Annotated in this window: 2 protein-coding genes; both read right to left on the bottom strand. The window is 71.0% G+C overall.

Annotation, left to right across the window (positions count from 1 at the left end; genetic code table 11):
• Positions 1–25: 25 nt before the first annotated feature.
• Positions 26–10954, bottom strand: a complete 10929-nt coding sequence (locus JOF56_RS47070; RefSeq protein WP_209646001.1) for a type I polyketide synthase — start codon at positions 10952–10954, stop codon at positions 26–28.
• Positions 10951–21519 (bottom strand): type I polyketide synthase, encoded by a 10569-nt coding sequence (locus JOF56_RS47075; protein ID WP_307855579.1) that lies wholly within the window; start codon positions 21517–21519, stop codon positions 10951–10953. Before JOF56_RS47075 ends, JOF56_RS47070 begins: the two co-directional genes overlap by 4 nt.
• Positions 21520–21621: the final 102 nt, after the last annotated feature.

Genomic DNA, 21621 nt, shown 5'->3' on the forward strand with positions numbered 1-21621 from the left:
TGTCGATGTGTCGGGGCCGGAACGGCTACGACATGCCAAGCTCGTTGTCGATGAGCGCGAAGAGCTCGTCGTGGGTCGTCGCCTCGACTTGGCGCGCGGGCGGTCCGTCCCGGCCGATGCGGCGCAGCAGGACCTCCATGCGCTCCGCCACCACTCGTCGCGCGGGGTCGTCGTCGGGCAGCGCGGCGACCGCACTGTCCACTTTGTCCAGCTCGGCCAGAAGTGCTTGTGTGCCACCGCCGTCGTGGAATACGTCGCTCAGGTAGCCGACAAGTCCCGATACGGTCGGGTAGTCGAAGACGAGACCCGCGGGCAACGTGCGGCCTACTGCGCCACCGAGCCGGTTGCGCAGTTCGACCGCGGTGACCGAGTCGAGGCCCAGCTCGATGAACGGGCGGCCGACCGGCACGTCCTCCGGCCCGCTGTACCCCAGCACGGCCGCGACGTGGCCTCGGACCAGCGTGCGGAGGATCGCGTCTCGTTCCGGCCTGGTCGCCGTGGCCAGCTTGTCCGCCACGGAAGGGCCGGCCGACGACGAGTTCTCCGTCTCGGCGAGCAGACGGCGGACCTCGGCGAGGTCGTGCAGCAGCGGGCTCGGGCGCGCGGCGGTGTAGGCGAGGAAGAAGCGATCCCACTCGATGTCGGCGAGGACCAGCATGGTCTCGTCGTCGTCGAGCATGTGGCCGAGCGCGGTCGTCGCCCGCCGTGGCGACATCGCGGGCACGCCGTGCCTGCGGCGCAACGCGGCCACTTCGTCGTGGTCCGCCATGCCGCCTTCGTCCCAGGCGCCCCAGGCGATCGAGGTGGTCCGCTTGCCCCTCGCGCGGCGGTGGTGCGCGAACGCGTCGAGATAGGCGTTGCCCGGCGCGTAGTTGCCCTGGCCCGCCGCACCGAATGTGCCCGCGGTCGAGGAGAACAGGACGAACGCGGACAGGTCCAGGTGTGCGGTCAGCTCGTCGAGGATGCGTGCGGCACCGACTTTCACGCGCAGCACCCGGTCCGCCCTGGACGCGGTCAGCGAGTCCAGCGGACCGTCGTCGAGCACGGCAGCGGTGTGGAAGACGGCCGTCAGCGGGTGCTCGTCCGGAACCTGGGCCAGCGCGTCGGCGACGGCGGCGCGGTCTGCGACGTCGCAGGCAAGGACGGTCACCTCGGTACCCGCCGCGGTCAGCTCGGCCACCAGGTTCGCCGCGCTGTCGGCGTCGGGGCCCCGCCTGCTGAGCAGCAACACGTGCGGGGCGCCGCGACTCGCGAGCCAGCGGGCGACGTGGCCTCCCAAGGCACCCGTGCCGCCGGTGACCAGCGCTGTCCCGGTCGGTGTCCACTCCTCCGTCGCGGCGGGCCGAGTCGCCCGGACCAGTCTCCTGGCGAGCACCACGCCCGCCCGCACGGCGAGCTGGTCTTCGCCGTGCCCGCCGGCGAGCAGGCCGCACACCGCGGCGACCGCCCGCTCGTCCAGGTCGGCTTCGACATCGATCAGCCCACCCCAGCGGCCAGGGTGTTCCTGCGCGGCCACCCGGCCGAGTCCCCACAGCATCGCCTGCTCGGGGCTGCCCAGACCGTCCGGGAGGACCGAGCCCGTGGTCACGCACCACAGCGGGGCCGTGTCGTCGATCGCGCTCAGGGCCTGGATCAGCGCCGTGGTGCGAGCGAATCCGACCGGTACGAGGTCGGCGCTGGGGTGCGGGCGTTCGTCCCACCCGGTCAACGACAGGACGCCGGTCAGCGCGGGCCGGTCCCCGACGACGGAACGCACGTGGTCGTGCAGGTCGAGGGGGTCGTTGGTGGCCACCGTGGCACGCAGCACCTTGGCGCCGTGCCGCTCCATGCCTGCGATCAACGCGTCCGCCCGGGAGTTCGGCACGTCCGACTCGACCACCAGCCACGTGCCGGAGAGCTCCGACGAGCCCGCGGGCACCGACGTCCAGTCGACGCGGTACCGCCAGGACTCGACGACGGATCGTTCGTGGCTGTCCCGGTGCCACGCGGTCAGCGCGGGGAGCACCGCCGCCAGCGACGACCGTAGGTCCGGGTCCTGCACCCGCAACGTCTCGGCCAGGGCCGACGGATCCTCCTCCCGTACCGCGGACCAGAAGCGGTCGTCGGTTCCGTTGCCGCTGGCGGGCAGCGGGTCCAGCCAGAAGCGTTGCGCGCGGAATGCGTAGGTCGGCAGGTCCACGGTCCGGCCGCCGCTGATGGCGGGCCACCAGTCCACGGCCACGCCGGTCACGAACAGCTCGGCCAACGAGGTCAGCAGTCGGTCCTGGCCGCCGTCGTCGCGGCGCAGGGTGCCGGTGCTGACCACGTCACCCGACCGCTCCGCCGCCTTTCCGACAACAGCCTCAGCCACAGTCTCAATCAAGCCAGCGGTCAGCACCGGGTGCGGGCTGACCTCGACGAACACATCGTGTCCCGCATCGAGCAGGGCTCGGGTGGCCTCGTCGAATCGGACAGTCTCCCGCAGGTTGCGGTACCAGTACTCGCCGTCTGCCGTGTCGAGGAGCTGCCCGGTCACCGAGGAGTACTGGGCGACCACAGCATCGCCCGGAGTCACGGCGGCGAGGTCGAGCAGCGGTGCCCGCAACGGCTCGATCTGCGGGGTGTGCGACGCGTAGTCCACGGGCAGGCGGCGGGCACGTTCGCCCTTGCGCCCGGCCACTTCCAGCAGTTCGTCGAGCGCGTCCGGCTCACCCGCGACGACCACGGAGCCAGTTCCGTTGACGACCGCGACACAGATCCGGTCCGCCCACGGCCGGATGAACTCCTCAGCCTGAGCCACAGGCAGTGCCAGCGACATCATGCCGCCCCCGCCGGAGAGCTTGGCCGCGATGAGTTTGCTGCGCAGGGCCACGATCCGCGCCGCGTCGGGCACCGACAGAACACCGGACACGCAGGCGGCTGCGAGCTCGCCCTGGGAGTGACCGACGACGGCGTCCGGATCGACACCGTGCGCACGCCACACCTCTGCCAGCGACACCATGACCGCCCACGACGCGGGCTGCACCACGTCGACCCGCTCCAGCGAGCCTCCCCGCAGCACCTCGACCAGATCCCAATCAACGTAGGCGGCCAGCTCGACCGCACAGCGAGCGATCGACTCGGCGAACACCGGCGACGAGTCCAGCAGTTCGCCCGCCATCCCGACCCACTGCGCGCCCTGGCCGGGGAAGACGAACGCGATCTTGCGGTACTCGGCCGCGACACCGGCGACCACGCCCGCAGCCGACTCGCCCTGGCTGATGGCGGACAACCCGCGCAGGAAGTCGTCGCGGTCGCGCCCGACGACGACCGCGCGGTGCTCGAACACGGTTCTGGTAGTCACCAGCGAGTGGGCCACGTCGCGCACGCGGAGCGTGTCGTCCGCGTGCACCCGCTCGAGAAGGCGCTGTGCCTGGTCGCGCAGGCTGTCCGCGTTCCGTGCCGAGAGAACCCACGGCAGCCACCCGTCCCGATTGTCCACGGCGGGCGCCGCGACCGGCTCGGGCTGTTCGATGATCACGTGCGCGTTGGTGCCGCTGATCCCGAACGACGAGATCGCCGCGCGGCGTGGGCGGCCTGTCTCCGGCCACGGCTGTGCCTTGACCGCCAACTGCACAGGGCCCCACTCGACGTGTGCGGTCGGCTCGTCGGCGTGCAGCGTCGGCGGCACGGTGCCGTGCCGCATCGCCAGCACCATCTTGATCACTCCGGCGACCCCGGCCGCGGCCTGGGCGTGGCCGATGTTCGACTTGACCGAGCCCAGCCACAGCGGGGTGTCGCGCTCCTGGCCGTAGGTCGCCAGCAGCGCCCGCGCCTCGATCGGGTCGCCCAGCGGCGTACCGGTGCCGTGCGCCTCCACGACGTCCACATCGGACGGTGCCAGGCCCGCGCCGGCCAGCGTCCGGCGGATCACCCGTTCCTGCGCGGGCCCGCTGGGGGCGGTCAGGCCGTTGGAGGCGCCGTCCTGGTTGATGCCGCTGCCCCGCAGGATCGCGAGCACCTGGTGGCCGGCCTCACGGGCGGCCGAGAGCCGCTCGAGGACGACCATGCCGACCCCTTCGGCGAAGCCCATCCCGTCGGCTGACGCGGAGAACGCCTTGCAGCGGCCGTCCGTGGCCAGTCCGCGGAACCGGCTGAACTCGACGATCGGCCGCGGAGTCGACATGACCGTCACCCCGCCCGCGACCGCAAGCTCGCACTCGCCATCGCGCAGCGCCCGCGCGGCCAAGTGCATGGCGACCAGCGACGACGAGCAGGCGGTGTCGACGGTGATCGCCGGGCCGTTGAGCCCCAGTGTGTAGGCGATCCGGCCGGTGGCGACGCTGTTCGCACTGCCGTTGCCGAGGAAGCCTTCGAGCCCGGGCAGCAGGTTCGGGAACCGGGAGGCGTAGTCGTTGTAGATCAGGCCCGCGAAGACGCCGGTCTGGGTGCCGTGCAGGGAGGCGGGGTCGATGCCCGCCGATTCGAAGGCCTCCCACGTGGTCTCGAGCAACTGACGCTGCTGCGGGTCCATGGCCAACGCCTCACGTGGCGCGATGCCGAAGAACTCGGCGTCGAAATCGGCCATGTCGGTGAGGAATCCGCCTTCCCTGACGAATTCCCGGTCGAGCACCACGTCGACGTCCCAGCCGCGGTCGGCCGGATACCCCGCCACCGCGTCACGGCCCTCGACCAGCAGGTCCCACAGGTCGGCAGGCGACCGCACCCCGCCGGGGAACCGGCAGCTCATGCCGACGATCACGATCGGGTCGTCGTCGGCGCTCGCGATGGACGCGGAGACGACGGGGGCGCTGTTGTCATCCGGTGCCAGCCGCCTGCGCAGCTCACGGGCCAGCGCGACCAGGGTCGGGTGCTCGAACACAACGGTCACCGGCAGCCGCAGGCCGGTCGCGGCGCCGAGCCGGTTGCGCAGCTCGACGGCGGTCAACGAGTCGAGGCCCAGGTCCTTGAACGCCCGGTCGGTCGCGACCGCGCCGGAATCCTGGTGGCCGAGCACCACAGCGGTGTTGGTACGGACCAGATCGACCAACTGCTGCTCGTCGATGACCGTGGCGACCACGCGTGCGTTGACGGCGGTTCGGCGGGCGGGTGCGCGGAGCAGGCCGCGCAGCAGATTGTGCGGTGCGCTGCCGGTCAGGTCCAGCCGGACGGGGACGAGGCAGGCGCGGGGCATGCGTACGGCCGTGTCGAACAAGGCGAGCGCGTCGTCGGTGTCCAGCGCCCGGATACCCTGCCGGACCATCCTGTCCACATCGGACTGTCCGAGCCCACCGGTCATCGCGCTGCGGTCGGCCCACAAACCCCACGCGAGCGAATGAGCGGGCAGCCCCTGGCGACGACGACAGTATGCGAGCGCGTCCAGGAAGGCGTTAGCGGCCGCGTAGTTGCCCTGCCCCGGGGCGCCGAACACACCCGCAGCAGAGGAAAACAACGCGAACAGCCCGAGGTCGCGGTCCTTCGTCAGCTCGTGCAGGTGCCACGCCGCGTCCACCTTCGGCTCGAACACTGTGTCGAGCCGATCCGGCGACAACGTGGCGACCACACCGTCGTCCAGCACACCGGCCGCGTGCACTACACCACAGAGATCCGGGATATCGGCCACAAGCGCGGCAACGGCATCCCGATCCGCGACGTCACACTCGACGACCCGTGCCGCCACGCCGTGCGCGGCCAGGTCCGCGACCACTGCATCGGCACCGGGCGCGGTTGCACCCCGCCTGCTGGCCAGCACGACCTCACGCACACCATGGGCACGGGCCAGGTGCCGGGCGACAGCGGAACCGACAACGCCGGTCCCGCCGGTGACCAGCACCGTTCCATCCACAATGGACGACGGGGCGGTCAGCACGACCTTGCCGACATGCCTGGCCTGACTCATGTACCGGAACGCCTCCGGCGCCCGCCGCACATCCCACGCCGTCACCGGCAACGGAGACAGCACACCCTGCTCGAACAACGGCAGCAGCTCGGCCAGCATCGACTCCAGCCGGCCGGCACCGGCGTCGGCGAGGTCGATCGCGCGGTAGGTGACACCGGGCCACCGGGCGGCGACCTCGTCGGCGGCACGGATGTCGGTCTTGCCCAGCTCCACGAACCGGCCGCCGCGGAACACCAGCCCCAGCGACGCGTCGGTGAACTCGCGGGCGAGGCAGTTCAGCACCACGTCCACCTGAGCGAACCGCTCGCCGAACTCCAGCGACCGCGACGACGCGATCCGCTCGCCCGGCACACCAAGATCCCGTACGGCAGGCCACTTCGGCTCGCTGGCAGTGGCGTACACCTCGACACCGAAGTGCCGGGCCAACCCCACCGCCGCCATGCCGACACCACCGGCCGCCGCGTGCACCAGGAGCGATTCCCCCGCACGAACTCCAGCCACGTCGACCAGTGCGTAGTACGCCGTCAGGTAAACGGCGGGAACCGTGGCGGCCTCGGCGAACGACCACCCGGCAGGCATCCTGGCCAGCATCCGGCGATCGGCCACTGCCACCGGACCACCGTAGGAGCCTGAGAACAACCCGAACACGCGGTCACCGACGGCAAGGTCCGTGACGCCGGACCCGACCTCGAGCACCACGCCCGAGCCCTCGCAGGCGAACAGGGACATGGTGTTGGGCACGACGCCCAAGGCCACCAGCACGTCCCGGAAGTTGACCCCGGTCGCCCGCACCCCGACCCGGACTTCACCCGGCTCCAACGGTTTCTCGACCGCGGGACACGACATCAGCCGCAGGTCCTCCAGCGAGCCACCGGTGTCCAGGTCGAGCGACCACGCCTCAGTGTCAGGCACGGCCAACTCGGTCTGGCCGACCCTGGCCAGCCGGGGTACCAGCGCGACTCCGGCCCGTACCGCGATCTCCGGTTCATCCGCCGCCGCAGCGAAACGGGCCGCCAGGTCGGCGACGGTGTCGTCGTCCACATCCGCCGCGACGAACCGTCCCGGGTGTTCGGCGGCCGCCGAGCGCAGCAGGCCTCGTGCCGCAGCCTGGGCGGGGTCTACCTGTTCGTCCGGGGAGACGGCCACGCCGTGGTAGGTCAGCAGGACCAGCCGCAGGTGCGCCAGTTCCTCGTGCTGCAACCAATCCTGGATAACTGTCAGGACCGTGGCCACCGTGGCGTACGCGGTGTCGGGCACGTCCGCGTCCGCGCCCTGCCCGCAGGGCAACAGCACCGCCGCCGGTCCGTCACCGGTACGCACTGTCGCCGCAAGCGCGGCGATCGTGGGCGCTGCGGGAGTACCGAGAACCACGACCGGGCCGTCGACCGGTGCGGAGACGGCGAGCGGGGACCAAGTCAGTTCGAACAGTGAGTCCGGCCGCGCGGACGAGAACTCCACCTTGCGCGAGGTGATCTCATCGACGGTGACAATAGGAAGTCCACTGTGGTCGGTCAGCCGCACTGACACCGTGTCCGGACCGGTGCGCACCAGCCGGACGCGGGCGGTCGTGGCCCCCGTGGCGTGGCAGCGAATCCCGGTGAACGAGAACGGCAGCAGGCGTTCCCCGCTCGGCACCACCGCGAGCAGACTCTGCAGGGCAGCGTCCACCAGAGCCGGGTGCACGCCGAAGCGGGCGACGTCGCGCAGCGCGGGCTCGGGCAGCGAGACCTCGGCGAACACCTCGTCGCCGTACCGCCACACCGAACGGACCCCGCGGAACGCCGGACCGTACTGGTAGCCGGAGGCGGCGAGCGTTTCGTACAAGTCTTCGAGCGGCACAGCGACCGCTTCGGCAGGCGGCCACGTGGTGTCAGTCGCCGCGGGTTCGCCCTCGGTCGCGCGGGTCAGGGTGCCGGTGGCGTGGCAGGTCCATTCCGCGTCGGCTTCGCCGTGCGGACGGGAGTGCACCCGGACCGTGTGCCGATCCGGGTGGTCCATAGGAGACATAGCGACCTGGATTTCCACCGAGGCACCCGATGCGGGCAACACGAGCGGAGCGTGCAGGATCAGCTCGTCGACCTGGTCGCACCCGGCGTGTTCGCCTGCCAGCATCGCCAGCTCGACCAGCGCGGTGCCCGCCACCAGCGTCCTGCCGTCGACCACGTGATCGGCCAGCCATGGGTGCGTGGTGGTGGACAGGCGACCGGTGAACAGGTATCCGCTGCCGTCGGCCAGCGCGGCGCCCGCTGCGAGCAGCGGGTGGTCCACCACGGACAATCCGGCCGCGGCGACGTCCCCGGCCCCGCCCGTCCCGTGCAGCCAGTAGTGCTCACGTTCGAACGCGTAGGCCGGAAGCTCCACAGTGGACGCACCAGTACCGAACACGGCGGCCCAGTCCGGTGTCACACCGGCGGTCCACAGCTGCGCCAGCGACGTCAGCACCTGGCGTGGCCCGCCATGGTCGAGCCTCAACGTGCCCACGGTGCGTACGTCGGTGCCCGCGGTGTGCCCGGCCTCGTCGATCGAGCCTGCCAGCACGGGGTGCGGGCTGACCTCGAGGAACACGGTCTCGCCCTTGGCCAGCAACATGTCCACGGTCTCGTGGAACCGAACCTGGCCACGCAGGTTGCGGTACCAGTACTCGGCGTCCAAGGATTCCTCGGGCACCTTGGCGGCGGTCACCGTGGAGTACATCGGCACGTCCCCGGCCCGTGGGGTGATCGGCGCCGCCAGCGCGAGCAGGTGGTCCCGGATCCGCTCGACGTGCGGGGTATGTGACGCGTAGTCGACCGCGACCGCCTTGGCCCGCAGTCCCTGTTCCTCGGCCGCGGCCATGACGTCTGCGAGCGCGTCAGGAGCACCCGCGACGACGGTGGCGGACGGCCCGTTCACCGTGGCGACCCAGACGTGATCCCGCCCGTCGAGCAGTGCCGCCACCTGCGACACCCCGGCCGCGATCGACACCATCCCGCCCATGCCCGCGAGCTCGTCGGCGATCACCTTGCTGCGCAGGGCGACCAGGCGGGCCCCGTCGGCGAGTGAGAGCGCGCCGGCCACGCACGCGGCCGCGATCTCTCCCTGCGAATGACCGATCACCGCGGCGGGGGTGATTCCCAGCGAACGCCACACCTCGGCGAGCGACACCATCACCGCCCACAGCACGGGCTGCACGACGTCGACCCGGTCCAGCGAGCCGCCCCGCAGCACCTCGATCAGGTCCCAGTCGACGTGGGCGGCCAACTCCTTGGCGCAGCGGGTGATCGACTCGGCGAACGCCGGTGAGGTGTCGAGCAATCCGGTCGCCATGCCCGCCCACTGCGAGCCCTGGCCGGGGAACACGAACACCACGTCGGGCCGGTCGTCCGGGGCGACTCCGCTGATCACGTCCTGGGCGGGCGCGCTGTCCGTGACCGCGTCCAGGCCCGCCAGCAGGCCAGACATGTCCGCACTCAGGACCACCGCACGGTGTTCGAGACCGGCGCGGGTCACCGCTGACGACCAGCCGACGTCCGTAGGCTCCGCCGTGCCCGCGGCCACGAACTCACGCAGCCGGGCTGCCTGTCCGCGCAAGGCACCGGCGGTACGCCCGGACACCATCAACGGCACGACGTCCGTCCTCAGCGCGGGCAGCGTCGCGTCCACAGCAGACTGTTCGGGCTCGGGTGCCTGTTCCAGGATCACGTGCGCGTTGGTGCCGCTCACACCGAACGACGAGACCGCGGCACGCCGCGACCGCGTGATCTCCGGCCAGGCCGTGTTCTCCCGCACCAGTTCGACCGCGCCGGACGTCCAGTCCACGTGCGGGGTCGGTTCGTCCACGTGCAGGGTCGCGGGCACGACACCGTGCCGAATCGCCAGCACCATCTTCATCACCCCGGCGACACCGGCGGCTGCCTGAGTGTGCCCGATGTTCGACTTGACCGAGCCGAGCAGCGCCGGCGCGGCCTCCGCCCGGTCCTGCCCGTAGGTCGCCAGCAGCGCCCGCGCCTCGATCGGATCGCCGAGTGCCGTGCCGGTTCCGTGCGCTTCCACGACATCCACGTCGGCGGTGGTCAGTCCGGCAGCCTTCAGCGCGGCGTGAATCACCCGTTCCTGGGCCGGACCGCTCGGCGCCGTCAGCCCGCTGGACGCACCGTCCTGGTTGACCGCGGAGCCACGCACCACGGCCAGCACCCGGTGTCCGTTGCGCACCGCGTCCGACAGCCGCTCCAGCAGCACCAGCCCGACGCCTTCAGCGGCACCCATGCCCGCCGCGGACGCCGCGAACGCCCTGCACCGCCCGTCTTTCGACAGCCCTTGCTGCCTGCTGAACTCGGTGAACAGGTCCGGGCTGGACATCACCGCGACACCGCCCGCGATCGCGAGCCCGCATTCGTCCTGTCGCAGCGCCTGCGCCGCCAGGTGCAAGGCGACCAGCGACGAGGAGCACGCGGTGTCCACGGTGACGGCGGGTCCGGTCAGGCCGAACGTGTAGGCGATCCGGCCGGACGCCACGCTGCCCGCGACCCCGGTCATCGCGTGGCCCTCGACCTCCTCGGGGATCGTGGGCAGCCGCGCGCCGTAGTCGCGGAAGCTGGAGCCGACGAACACACCGGTCCGGCTCCCCCGCACAGACTCCGGATCAATACCCGCTTGCTCCAGCAACTCCCACGACGTCTCCAGCAACAATCGCTGCTGCGGATCCATCGCCAACGCCTCACGCGGCGACACCCCGAAGAACCTCGCGTCGAACTCACCCGCGTCGAGCAGGAACCCGCCTTTGTCCACATAGGACGTACCGGAACCGCCGTCCACGTCGAACAGCGTGTCGAGGCGCCATCCACGATCCGAGGGGAACTCGCCGATGGCGTCCACGCCGCCGGACACGAGGTCCCACAGTTCGTCCGGAGTGCACACGCCGCCTGGGAAGCGGCAGCTCATGCCCACGATCGCGACCGGTTCGCCAGCCGCGGACTCCAGTGCGCGCAAGCGGTCCCTGGTGTCCCGCAACTCCGCGGTGACGCCGGTGAGGACGCGGCGAAGCCTGGCCTGATCGTTCATGGGGCTGCCTTCGGGTGGGTCGGTGACTGGGGAAACGGCGTCGCCGCGGGCGTTCACGAGATCCCGAACTCCTGCTCGATGAAGCCGAAGATCTCCTCGTCGGAAGCCGTGTCGAGCTGTTCCGGCGCGGCGGTGCGCACCAGGTGCCGCAGCCGGTCCGCGATCCCGGCCCTGGCCGGGTCGTCGGCCGGCAAGTCGGCGAGCACCTTGCCGAGTGCGTCCAGCTCGGCGGCACCCGGTGCGGGCGAAACCTCGCCGAACAGACGTGTCCCGAGGTGGTCGGCCAGCTCGGCCACGGTCGGGTAGTCGAACACCGCGGTCGGCGGCAGGCGGAGCGCGGTCACCGAGCCGAGCCGGTTGCACAGCTCGACCGCGGTGACCGAGTCCATGCCGAACTCGGGGAGCCGCCTGCGGTTGCTGATCGCGGCGGCCGAGTCGTACCCGAGCACAGCCGCCACCTGCGCGCGGACGGCGTCACGGAGCTCACGGTCGCGGTCACGGGCGGGCAGCCCGGCGAGCCTGTCCCGCAACGATTCGCCCGACTGCTGCGTGGCCTCGGCGAGTGCTGCTCGTGCCTCGGGAAGTTCGTCGAGCAGCGGGCCACGGCGAGCGGCTGTGTAGGCGTGCGCGAACCGGCTCCAGTCCACATCGGCCACGACAACTGCGGTGTCGTCGTAGGCCAGTGCCGCTTCCAGTGCGGCGGTGGCTCGCTCCGGGGCCATCGGTGGGATGCCGTGGCGCCTGCGGGTCGCGGTCACCTCGTCCTGCTCCGCCATGCCGTCCGCCCAAGTGCCCCAGGCAATGGAGGTGGCGACCAGTTTCCGTGCCCTGCGGTATTCGGCGAGCGCGTCCAGATAGGCGTTGCCTGGCGCGTAGTTGCCCTGGCCTCCCATGCCGACAGTGCCTGCGACCGAGGACACCATGACGAACGCGGTGAGGTCCAAGTGTTCGGTCAGTTCGTGCAGACGCCATGCGGCACCTGCCTTCACCCGCAGGACGTGGTCCATACGTTCTGGGGTGAGCGCGGTGACCGCAGCGTCGTCGAGCACCGCAGCCGCGTGCACGACTGCGGTCAGCGGGTACTCGGTAGGAATCGCGGCGACCAAGTCGGTGAGCGCCGCCGGGTCGGCGACATCGCATGCCGCGACCGTCACCGCCACGCCCGCGGTGGTCAGCTCGTCGTGCAGTTGAGCGGCCCCGGCGGCGTCGCCGCCCTGCCTGCTGACCAGCAGGAGGTGTTCAGCGCCCAGTGTGGCCAGTTTCCTGGCGATGTGCCCGCCGAGCGCACCGGTCCCGCCGGTGATCAGTACCGTGCCACGGCCTGCCGTCCAGCCGTCGGCCCACTTCTCGGCACGATCCCCGAGTGGAGCGTGGACGAGCCGGCGGCCGAAGACACCGGAAGCCCGGATCGCCACCTGGTCCTCGGTGGCGGCGGCGAGCGTGGCACACAGCCGCTCGACCACCCGGGCGCCCATCTCGGCCGGCAGGTCGATCAGGCCGCCCCATGTGTTGGGCATCTCCTGCGCTGCCACGCGGCCGAGTCCCCACACCTGTGCCTGGGTAGGCGAGGTGACCGGGTCTCCGCCCGCGGTGACGGCGCCTTGCGTGACACACCACAACGGTGCGTTGAGCCCCGCCTGAAGCACCTTCAGCGTCGCACCGACACCGTCAAGCAGCGACAACACACCGGTGACGGTGGGGTGGCCCGAGCACTCGTCCGGACCGGCTTGGACCACGTCAACGCCGAGCGCCCGAAGACCGGCCACCACGACCCGGGTCCGCTCGGTGTCCTCACCGACAACCAGCCAGGTCCCGGCAAGCGCGCCAGAGTCGAGGTGTGGCAACGGCTTCCAGTCGACGCGATATCGCAGCGCGTCTATGGTGAACCGCTCGGCCCGCGCCCGGTGCCAGGCGGACAGAGCCGGCAGGACCTCGGGAAGGGAGGCCTGTTCGTCCAACTGGAGTGTCGTGGCCAGGTCGGCCAGGCTGCTGCGCTCGACCAGGTCCCAGAAATCTCCGTCGAGGGCCGTCCCGGAGGTACGCGGGGCGGGCTCGAGCCAGTGCCGCTCGCGCTGGAAGGCATAGGTGGGCAGGTTAACGCGGCCACGGCTGGGGAACACGCGTCCCCAGTCGACGCCGACGCCGTGCGCCCACAGCTCGGCCATCGAGGTCACGAACCGCGTGGGACCGTTGACATCCCTGCGCAGGGTGCCGACCACCGCGGTCTCCACGTCCCGGGCGTGTGCCGCCTCCAGGATCGCGGTCGACAGCACCGGGTGCGGGCTGACCTCCAGGAAGACCACGTCACCCTCGTCAAGCAGCACCTCGGCGACCTCGTGGAACCGGACCCGCTCGCGCAGGTTGCGGTACCAGTACTCGGCGTCCAGGCCCGCCGTGTCGATCGGGCCCACGGTGACCGTGGAGTACATCGGCACGTCCCCGGTTGCCGGGGTGAACGGGGCCGCCAGGTCCAGCAGGGCCGTCCGGACTCGCTCGACGTGCGGGGTGTGGGACGCGTAGTCGACAGGGATCACCTTTGCCCGCAGGCCTTGCGCGTCGCAGGCCGCGATGGTCGCCGCCATGGCGTCGGGTGTGCCCGCGACCACTGTGGACACCGGACCGTTGACCGCGGCGATCCACGCGTCCTCGCGGGCGAGCAGCCCACGGACCCGCTCGGCGGACGCCGCGATCGACACCATGCCGCCCAGACCAGCCAGCTCACCGGCGATCACCTTGCTACGCAAAGCAACCAGCCGAGCACCGTCCTCAAGAGACAGCGCACCCGCCACACACGCCGCAGCAATCTCACCCTGCGAATGCCCAACCACAGCCGACGGCTCAACGCCCACAGAACGCCAGAGCGTCGCCAGCGACACCATCACCGCCCACAACGCGGGCTGCACAACATCCACACGCTCAAAAGCACCGGTACGCAACACATCGAGCAGATCCCAGTCGACGTGCGGCGCCAACGCCTCCGCACAGGCGGCGATCGCGTCGGCGAACACCGGAGAGGAAGCCAGCAGGTCAGTCGCCATCCCGGCCCACTGAGAACCCTGGCCGGGGAACACGAAGACCACCCTGGCCCGGTTCGCGGACGAACCGGTCACGACCTGCGGCGCGGGTGCGCCGGAGGCGAACGCGTCGAGCCCGGCGAGGAACGCGGCACAGTCGTCGGCCAGGACGACGGCACGGTGCTCCAGTCCGGCTCGCGCGGACACCAACGACCATCCGATGTCAGCGACGTCGGCTTCGGCATCCGCCGCGAACCGCCGCAATCGCACGGCCTGCGCCTTGAGTCCCGCAGGCGTCTGTCCGGACAGCACCCACGGCAGGGTCTCGGACCGGAGCGCCACCGACGCGGGCTCGGGTGACGAGTCCTCTTCGGGGGCCTGTTCCAGGATCAGGTGCGCGTTGGTCCCGCTCACCCCGAACGAGGACACCGAGGAGCGCCGAACCCGACCGGTCTCGGGCCACGGCGTGCTCCCGGTGGCCAACTCGACGGCCCCGGACGTCCAGTCCACGTGCGGGGTCGGGCGGTCGACGTGCCGGGTTCCCGGTACCGTGCCCGCCCGCATCGCCATCACCATGGTGATCACTCCGGCGACCCCGGCAGCGGCGGACGAGTGCCCGATCACCGACTTGGCCGACCCGAGCAGCAGCGGCCGGTCCGTGGGCCGTCCCTGGCCATAGGTCGCGAGCAGTGCCTGGGCCTCGACGGGGTCGCCGAGCGAGGTTCCGGTGCCGTGCGCCTCCACGACGTCCACATCGGACGGTTGGAGACCTGCGTCCGCCAGCGCCAGCCGGATCACCCGTTGTTGCGCGGGCCCGTTGGGCGCGGTGAGCCCGTTGGACGCGCCGTCCTGGTTGATCGCGCTGCCCCGCACGACCGCGAGCACCTGGTGCCCGTTGCGGCGCGCGTCGGACAGCCGTTCGACGAGCACCATACCGATGCCCTCGGACCACGCGGTGCCGTCGGCAGCCGCGGCGAACGGCTTGCAGTGGCCGTCCGGCGCCAATGCGCCCTGCTTGCTGAAGTCGGAGAACACGCGCGGTGTCGAGATGACCGTGACGCCGCCGGCGAGCGCGAGGTCGCACTCCCCCTGACGCAGTGACCGCACCGCCATGTGAAGGGCGACGAGCGACGACGAGCAAGCGGTGTCCACGGTGATCGCCGGACCGGTCAGCCCGAACGTGTAGGCGATCCGGCCCGACGCCACACTGCCCGTGGCGCCGGTGAACACGTACCCTTCGACGTCGCCGACGTCGTTGGCACCACTGCCGTAACCGTGCGCGACGACACCAGCGAACACCCCGGTCCTGCTGCCCCGCAACGAATCCGGGTCGATGCCCGCGCGCTCGAAGGTTTCCCATGACGTCTCCAGCAGCAGGCGCTGCTGCGGGTCCATCGCGGTTGCCTCACGCGGGGAGATGCCGAAGAACCCGGCGTCGAAGTCGGCCGCGTCGTGCAGGAAACCGCTGCTGCGCACGGAACACGTGCCCGGCCGACCCTGATCTGAGTGGTGCAGTTGCGCGAGGTCCCAGCCGCGGTCCACGGGGAACCCGGTGTTGGGGTCGCGGTCGGACAACAGCAACCCCAACAGCTCCTCCGGCGAAGCGACGCCGCCCGGGAACCGGCAGCTCGCCGCGACGATCGCGATCGGCTCCCCCGCATCGGGACGGACGGCCACCTGGTCGTCACCGCTCTCCTCCCCGAGCAGCCGCGCCAGCACATACTCCGCCAAGGCCTCCGGGGTCGGGTAGTCGAAGACGACGGTCGGCGAGAGCGCCAGCCCGGTGGCGGCTGCCAGGTGCTTGCGCAGTTCGACCGCAGTCAGCGAGTCGACGCCGCACTCGCGGAACGCCCGCCCGACCTCCACCTCACCCGATGTGGACCAGCCGAGCACCACGGCGGTGTACCCGCACACCGCGTCGAGCACGATCCGGTGCTGCTGCGCACGTGCACCTGCCGCGGCCACCTGCCCTGGCAGGCCGTCGGGCACCTCGGCGGCAGGCATCTCGACAGACGCCTCGCTGGTGCCGCCGCTCGACCCGGTGAGCCAGTAGCGCTCACGCTGGAACGCGTAGGTGGGCAGGTCGACCCGGCGGGCGCCGGGGAACACAGCCGACCAGTCCGGGACGACACCACGAACCCACAGCTCGACCAGCGACCGGTACAGGTGCGCGGTGCCGCCGTGGTCACGGCGGAGGGTCCCGGTGGCCAGAACGTCCCGGTCCACGGCGTGCGCGGTCTCGTCGACCGCCGTCGTGAGCACCGGGTGCGGGCTGACCTCGAGGAACACCGTGTGCCCGGCGGCCAGCAGGGATGTCACGGTGTCGTGGAAGCGCACGCGTTCCCGCAGGTTGCGGTACCAGTACTCGGCATCGAGGGCGTCCTGCGTGTCGATCTCGGCCGCGGTGACCGTCGAGTACATCGGCACCTGGGACCGCTGCGGCCGGATCGGCGCCGCCAGCTCCAGTAGCACGGCTCGTACCTCGCTTACCTGGGGCGTGTGTGAGGCGTAGTCCACCGGCACGGTCTTGGCCCGCAGGCCGGCACGTTCCGCTGCCGCGAGCACAACGGCGAGCCCTTCCGGGGGGCCGGCGACAACGGTCGACGAGGGTCCGTTCACGACAGCCACGTGCACGTCATCACCGGTGAGCAGCTCACGCACCCGCTCGACGGACGCCGCGATCGAGACCATGCCACCCAGACCAGCCAGCTCACCGGCGATCACCTTGCTACGCAAAGCAACCAGCCGAGCACCGTCCTCAAGGGACAGTGCACCCGCGACACAGGCCGCGGCGATCTCACCCTGCGAATGCCCGACCACCGCCGACGGCTCGACTCCCATCGAACGCCAGAGCTTCGCCAGCGACACCATCACCGCCCACAACGCGGGCTGCACGACGTCCACCCGTTCGAAATCCCCAGTGCGCAACACATCGAGGAGATCCCAGTCCACGTGTGGCGCCAACGCCGCCGCGCACTCGCCGATCGCCTCGGCGAACACCGGAGAGGAAGCCAGCAACCCGGTCGCCATCCCGGCCCACTGAGACCCCTGGCCGGGGAACACGAACACGACGCGCTGATCGGCGGACCGCACCCCGGACACCACGTCCGGCGACGGCGTGCCGGACGCCAGGGCGTCGAGCCCAGCGGCGAACCCGGCACGGTCCTCGGCCAGCACCACAGCCCGATGGTCGTGCCCGGTCCTGGTCGACACGAGCGACCACCCGATGTCGGCGACAGTGCCCGCAGCACCATCGCGCAGACACGCTGCCTGCGCCCGCAGACCCGCTGCCGAGTGTCCAGATACCGCCCACGGCAGTACGCCTGTCGGTTCTTCGGGCTGCACGGGCGGCGGGTCCGTAGGTGTGTGTTCCAGCACCAGGTGGGCGTTGGTGCCGCTGATCCCGAACGACGACACGCCCGCCCGCCGTACCCCGTCCCGGGCCGGCCACGGCGTGCCGGACGTCGCCAGCTCCACGGCGCCCTCGGCCCAGTCGACTTCCGCGGTCGGCTCGTCGATGTGCAGGGTCGCGGGCACGACCCCGTGCCGCATCGCCATGACCGTCTTGATCACACCGGCCACACCGGCCGCGGCCTGGGTGTGCCCGATGTTCGACTTCACCGATCCCAGCAGCGCCGGGCGGTCCGCGGGCCGGTCCTGCCCGTAGGTCGCCAACAGTGCCCGCGCCTCGATCGGGTCGCCGAGCCGGGTCCCGGTGCCGTGCGCCTCCACGACGTCCACATCGGACGGTTCAAGCCTGGCGTCGGCCAGCGCCAGGAGGATGACTTGCTGCTGTGACAACCCATTCGGTGCAGTCAGGCCGTTCGACGCACCGTCCTGGTTCACCGCGCTGCCCCGCACAACGGCCAGCACCTCGTGCCCGTTGCGCACGGCATCAGACAGCCGTTCCACCAGCAGCAGACCGGCGCCCTCCGCCGCACCCATCCCGTCCGCTGCGGCGGCGAACGCCTTGCTGCGGCCATCGAGGGCCAGACCGCCCTGACGGCTCAACTCGGTGATCACCCCGGGTGTGGACAGGACGGTGACGCCACCGGCCAACGCCAGAGTCGACTCGCCCTGGCGCAGCGACCGCACCGCCTGGTGCAGCGCCACCAGCGACGACGAGCAGGCGGTGTCGATGGTCATCGCGGGTCCGGTCAGGCCGAACAGGTACGCGATACGGCCGGAGGCCACGCTCGTCGTCTTGCCGGTCAGCAGGAAGCCGTCGACCCCGGCGGGCGCCTCGTGCAGCCGTGGCCCGTACTCCTGGTCCATCGTGCCGACGAACACACCGGTTCTGCTGTCGCGCAAGGATTCCGAGTCGATGCCCGCCCGCTCGAACAGCTCCCACGCCAACTCCAGCAGCAGGCGTTGCTGCGGGTCCATCGCCAGCGCCTCACGTGCCGACAGCCCGAAGAACCGCGGGTCGAACTCCGCGACCCCATCGAGGAAGCCGCCACCACGGACGGGCGTCGTGCCGGGACCGTCGGTGGCGTACAGCCGATCAAGATCCCAGCCGCGGTCGGCGGGCAGTTCGGAGATGGCGTCACCCTCGCTCGCGACGAGTCGCCACAGGTCTTCCTGCGAGCGCACGCCACCGGGGAAACGACAGCTCATGCCGATGATCGCGATCGGCTCGTCGGCCGGGTTCGTACGAACGGCGGCGGAGGCGGAAGGGTTCGCCGGGGCGAGGTACTCGGCCAGCTTGCCCGGGGTGGGGTGGTCGAACAGCGCCGCCGTGGACAGCGCGGTGGAGAGCGTCTTGTTGAGGCGGGTGCGCAGGACACCGAGGGTGAAGGAGTCGAAACCGAGTTCCTTGAACGTACGGCGGGTGTCGATGTCAGCCGTCGACTGGTACCCCAGTACGGCCGCGACCTGGGTCCGTACCACGTGCGCCACATCGGCTTCCGGCGCCGCCGGTGCCGCGACCTCCGTGGCACGCTGTGGCTCCGGTGGCGCTTCGTACGAGACGGGTTCCGCTCCATCCAGCCAGTGGCGCGCACGCTGGAACGCGTAGGTGGGCAGGTCGACCCGCTTGGCACCGGGGAAGACGGTGCCCCAGTCCGGCGTGAGGCCGTGTGCCCAGAGTTCAGCCAGCGACATCGTGATCCGCGTGGCGCTCGCGTCGTCGCGGCGCAAGGTGCCGACGGCAGTGGCATCGATGCCTTGTGCCGCAGCGGTTTCCTCGATCGCGCCGGTCACCATCGGATGCGCGCTGACCTCGAGGAACAAGGTGTGGCCCGCGTCGAGCACGGCCTGGACCGTCTCGTGGAGACGAACCGGTTCCCGCAGGTTGCGGTACCAGTACTCGGCGTCGAGGGTCTCCCCTGCCACCAGGGCGGCGGTCACGGTCGAGTACATCATCACCGCGCCAGACCTCGGCACTACGGGACGAGCGAGGTCCAGCAGTTGCTCACGCAGGCGTTCCATGTGCGGCGTGTGTGAGGCATAGTCGACCGCGACGCGCCGAGCCCGCAGACCCACTTGTTCGCAGGTCGCAGCCATCTCGTCGAGTTCGCCGGGACCACCTGCGACGACCGTGTCGAACGGGCCGTTCGTGGCGGCCACCCACACCCCGTCCCGGCCGGCAAGCAACTCTTCCACGCGGGCGGTCGTGGCGCCGATCCAGAGCATTCCGCCCTCGCCGCTCAGTTCACTGGCCACGACCGCGCTGCGCCCCGCGACCAGCCGCGCGCCGTCGGCCAGTGACAGCGCACCTGCGACACAGGCTGCGGCGATCTCACCCTGGGAGTGACCGACCACCAGGGCGGGCTCGATGCCGAGCGACCGCCACATCCGGGCCAGCGATACCATCATCGTCCACAACACCGGCTGCAGGACCTCGACGCGTTCCAGCGACGCGGCGTTCTCGTTGCCCCGCAAGACATCAACGAGATCCCAGGCCAGGTACGGCGCCAGCACGTCCGCGCACTCGGCGACGGACTCGGCGAACACGGGCGACGACGCCAGCAGTTCGGCGCCCATCCCGACCCACTGGGATCCCTGCCCGGGGAAGACGAACACCACCTGGTCGGCCGAGGCCGCCGCGGTCACCACGTTCGGGTAGGGTTCGCCTGCCGCAATGGCATCGAGGCCGTTCAGCAGGTCCGTGCGATCCTCGGCCACGACGACCGCGCGGTGGCCGAGCGCGGCCCGGGACGATGCCAGCGACCAGCCGATGTTAGAGATCCCCGCCACGGACTCGGCGACGAACTCACGCAACCGGGCGGCCTGCCCTCGCAAGCCCTCGGCGGATGTGCCGGACACCACCCACGGCACCGGTCCTGGTAAGACACCAGCAGGCTCGTCGTCCACAGTGGACGAATCGATCGATGTACGCTCCAGCACGACGTGCACGTTGGTGCCGCCCACACCGAACGACGACACACCGGCCACGAGCGGCGTGTCCGGCCGGGGCCATGCCGACAACTGGTGCTGCACCCGCAGGTTCCAGTCGTCGAAGGCGATCGCCGGGTTCGGCGTGACGAAGTTCAGGCTGGGCGGGAGTTCGCCCGCCCGCAACGCGAGGGCGACCTTGATCAGGCCGGTGATCCCGGCGGCGCCCTCGAGGTGGCCGACGTTGGTCTTCGCCGAGCCGACGAGCAACGGACGTGCCTGCGGACGCGCGCCCCCGAGCACGGCGCCGAGCGCACCGGCCTCGATCGGGTCACCCACCGGCGTCCCCGTACCGTGCAATTCCACGTACTGCACGGCCGCCGCGTCGATACCCGCCGCCGCGTAGGCCTGACGCAGCACATCCTCTTGAGCGGCCTGGCTCGGTGTTGTGAGCGCGTCGCCGCCGCCGTCGTTGTTGACCGCGCTGCCGCGGATCACGCAGTAGACCCGGTTCCCGTCTGCGACCGCGGCGGACAGCGGCTTGAGAAGGACCAGCCCACCACCCTCGCCGCGCACGTATCCGTTGGCCCGGGCGTCGAACGTGTGGCAGCGGCCGTCCGGTGACAGCGCGCCCAGCCGGGACAGGCTCACCGACGTGTCGGACACGAGGTTGAGGTTCACGCCGCCCGCGATGGCGAGGTCGGCGGCGCCGCTGCGCAGGCTCTCGCAGGCCAGATGCACAGCGGCGAGGGAGGATGACTGCCCGGTGTCGACCACCAGGCTTGGCCCGTGCGTACCGAGACGGTACGAAAGCCGGTTGGCGATCATGCTGCGCTGCAGGCCGGTGAAAGTGTGGTGACCGACAATCGGCTTCGTACCACGCAACACGAGCGTGGCGTAGTCGTCGCCGATGGCGCCGACGAACACCCCGGTCCGCCGCCCGGCGATCCGGTCGGGCGCGATGCCCGCGTCCTCGAGCACCTCCCAGCCCAGTTCCAGCACGAGTCGCTGCTGCGGGTCCATCGCCGCCGCCTCGCGCGGCGAGATACCGAAGAAGCCCGCGTCGAACCCATCGACCTGGTCCAGGAAACCACCGCGCCGGGCACCGGCGAACGGCTCGTCGCCGGCCGGCCAGCGGCCGTCCGGAACTTCGGTGACGGCGTCGACGCCGTCGCGCAGGACCTGCCAGAAGGCAGCAGGCGACCCCGCTCCCGGCAACCTGCATGCCAGACCGATCACCGCGATAGAACGATCGTCCTGATCGTGGCGCACGCGAACCCCGATTCGATAGAAGCTGTCCCCAGGTCGCCCCGAACGCGGGCATCCGCGTAGTTCACGGGCGAATACTTCGACGTCGATGTCGCGATGGCTCCC

Source organism: Kibdelosporangium banguiense (assembly GCF_017876405.1).
In the GTDB taxonomy this organism is placed as follows: domain Bacteria; phylum Actinomycetota; class Actinomycetes; order Mycobacteriales; family Pseudonocardiaceae; genus Kibdelosporangium; species Kibdelosporangium banguiense.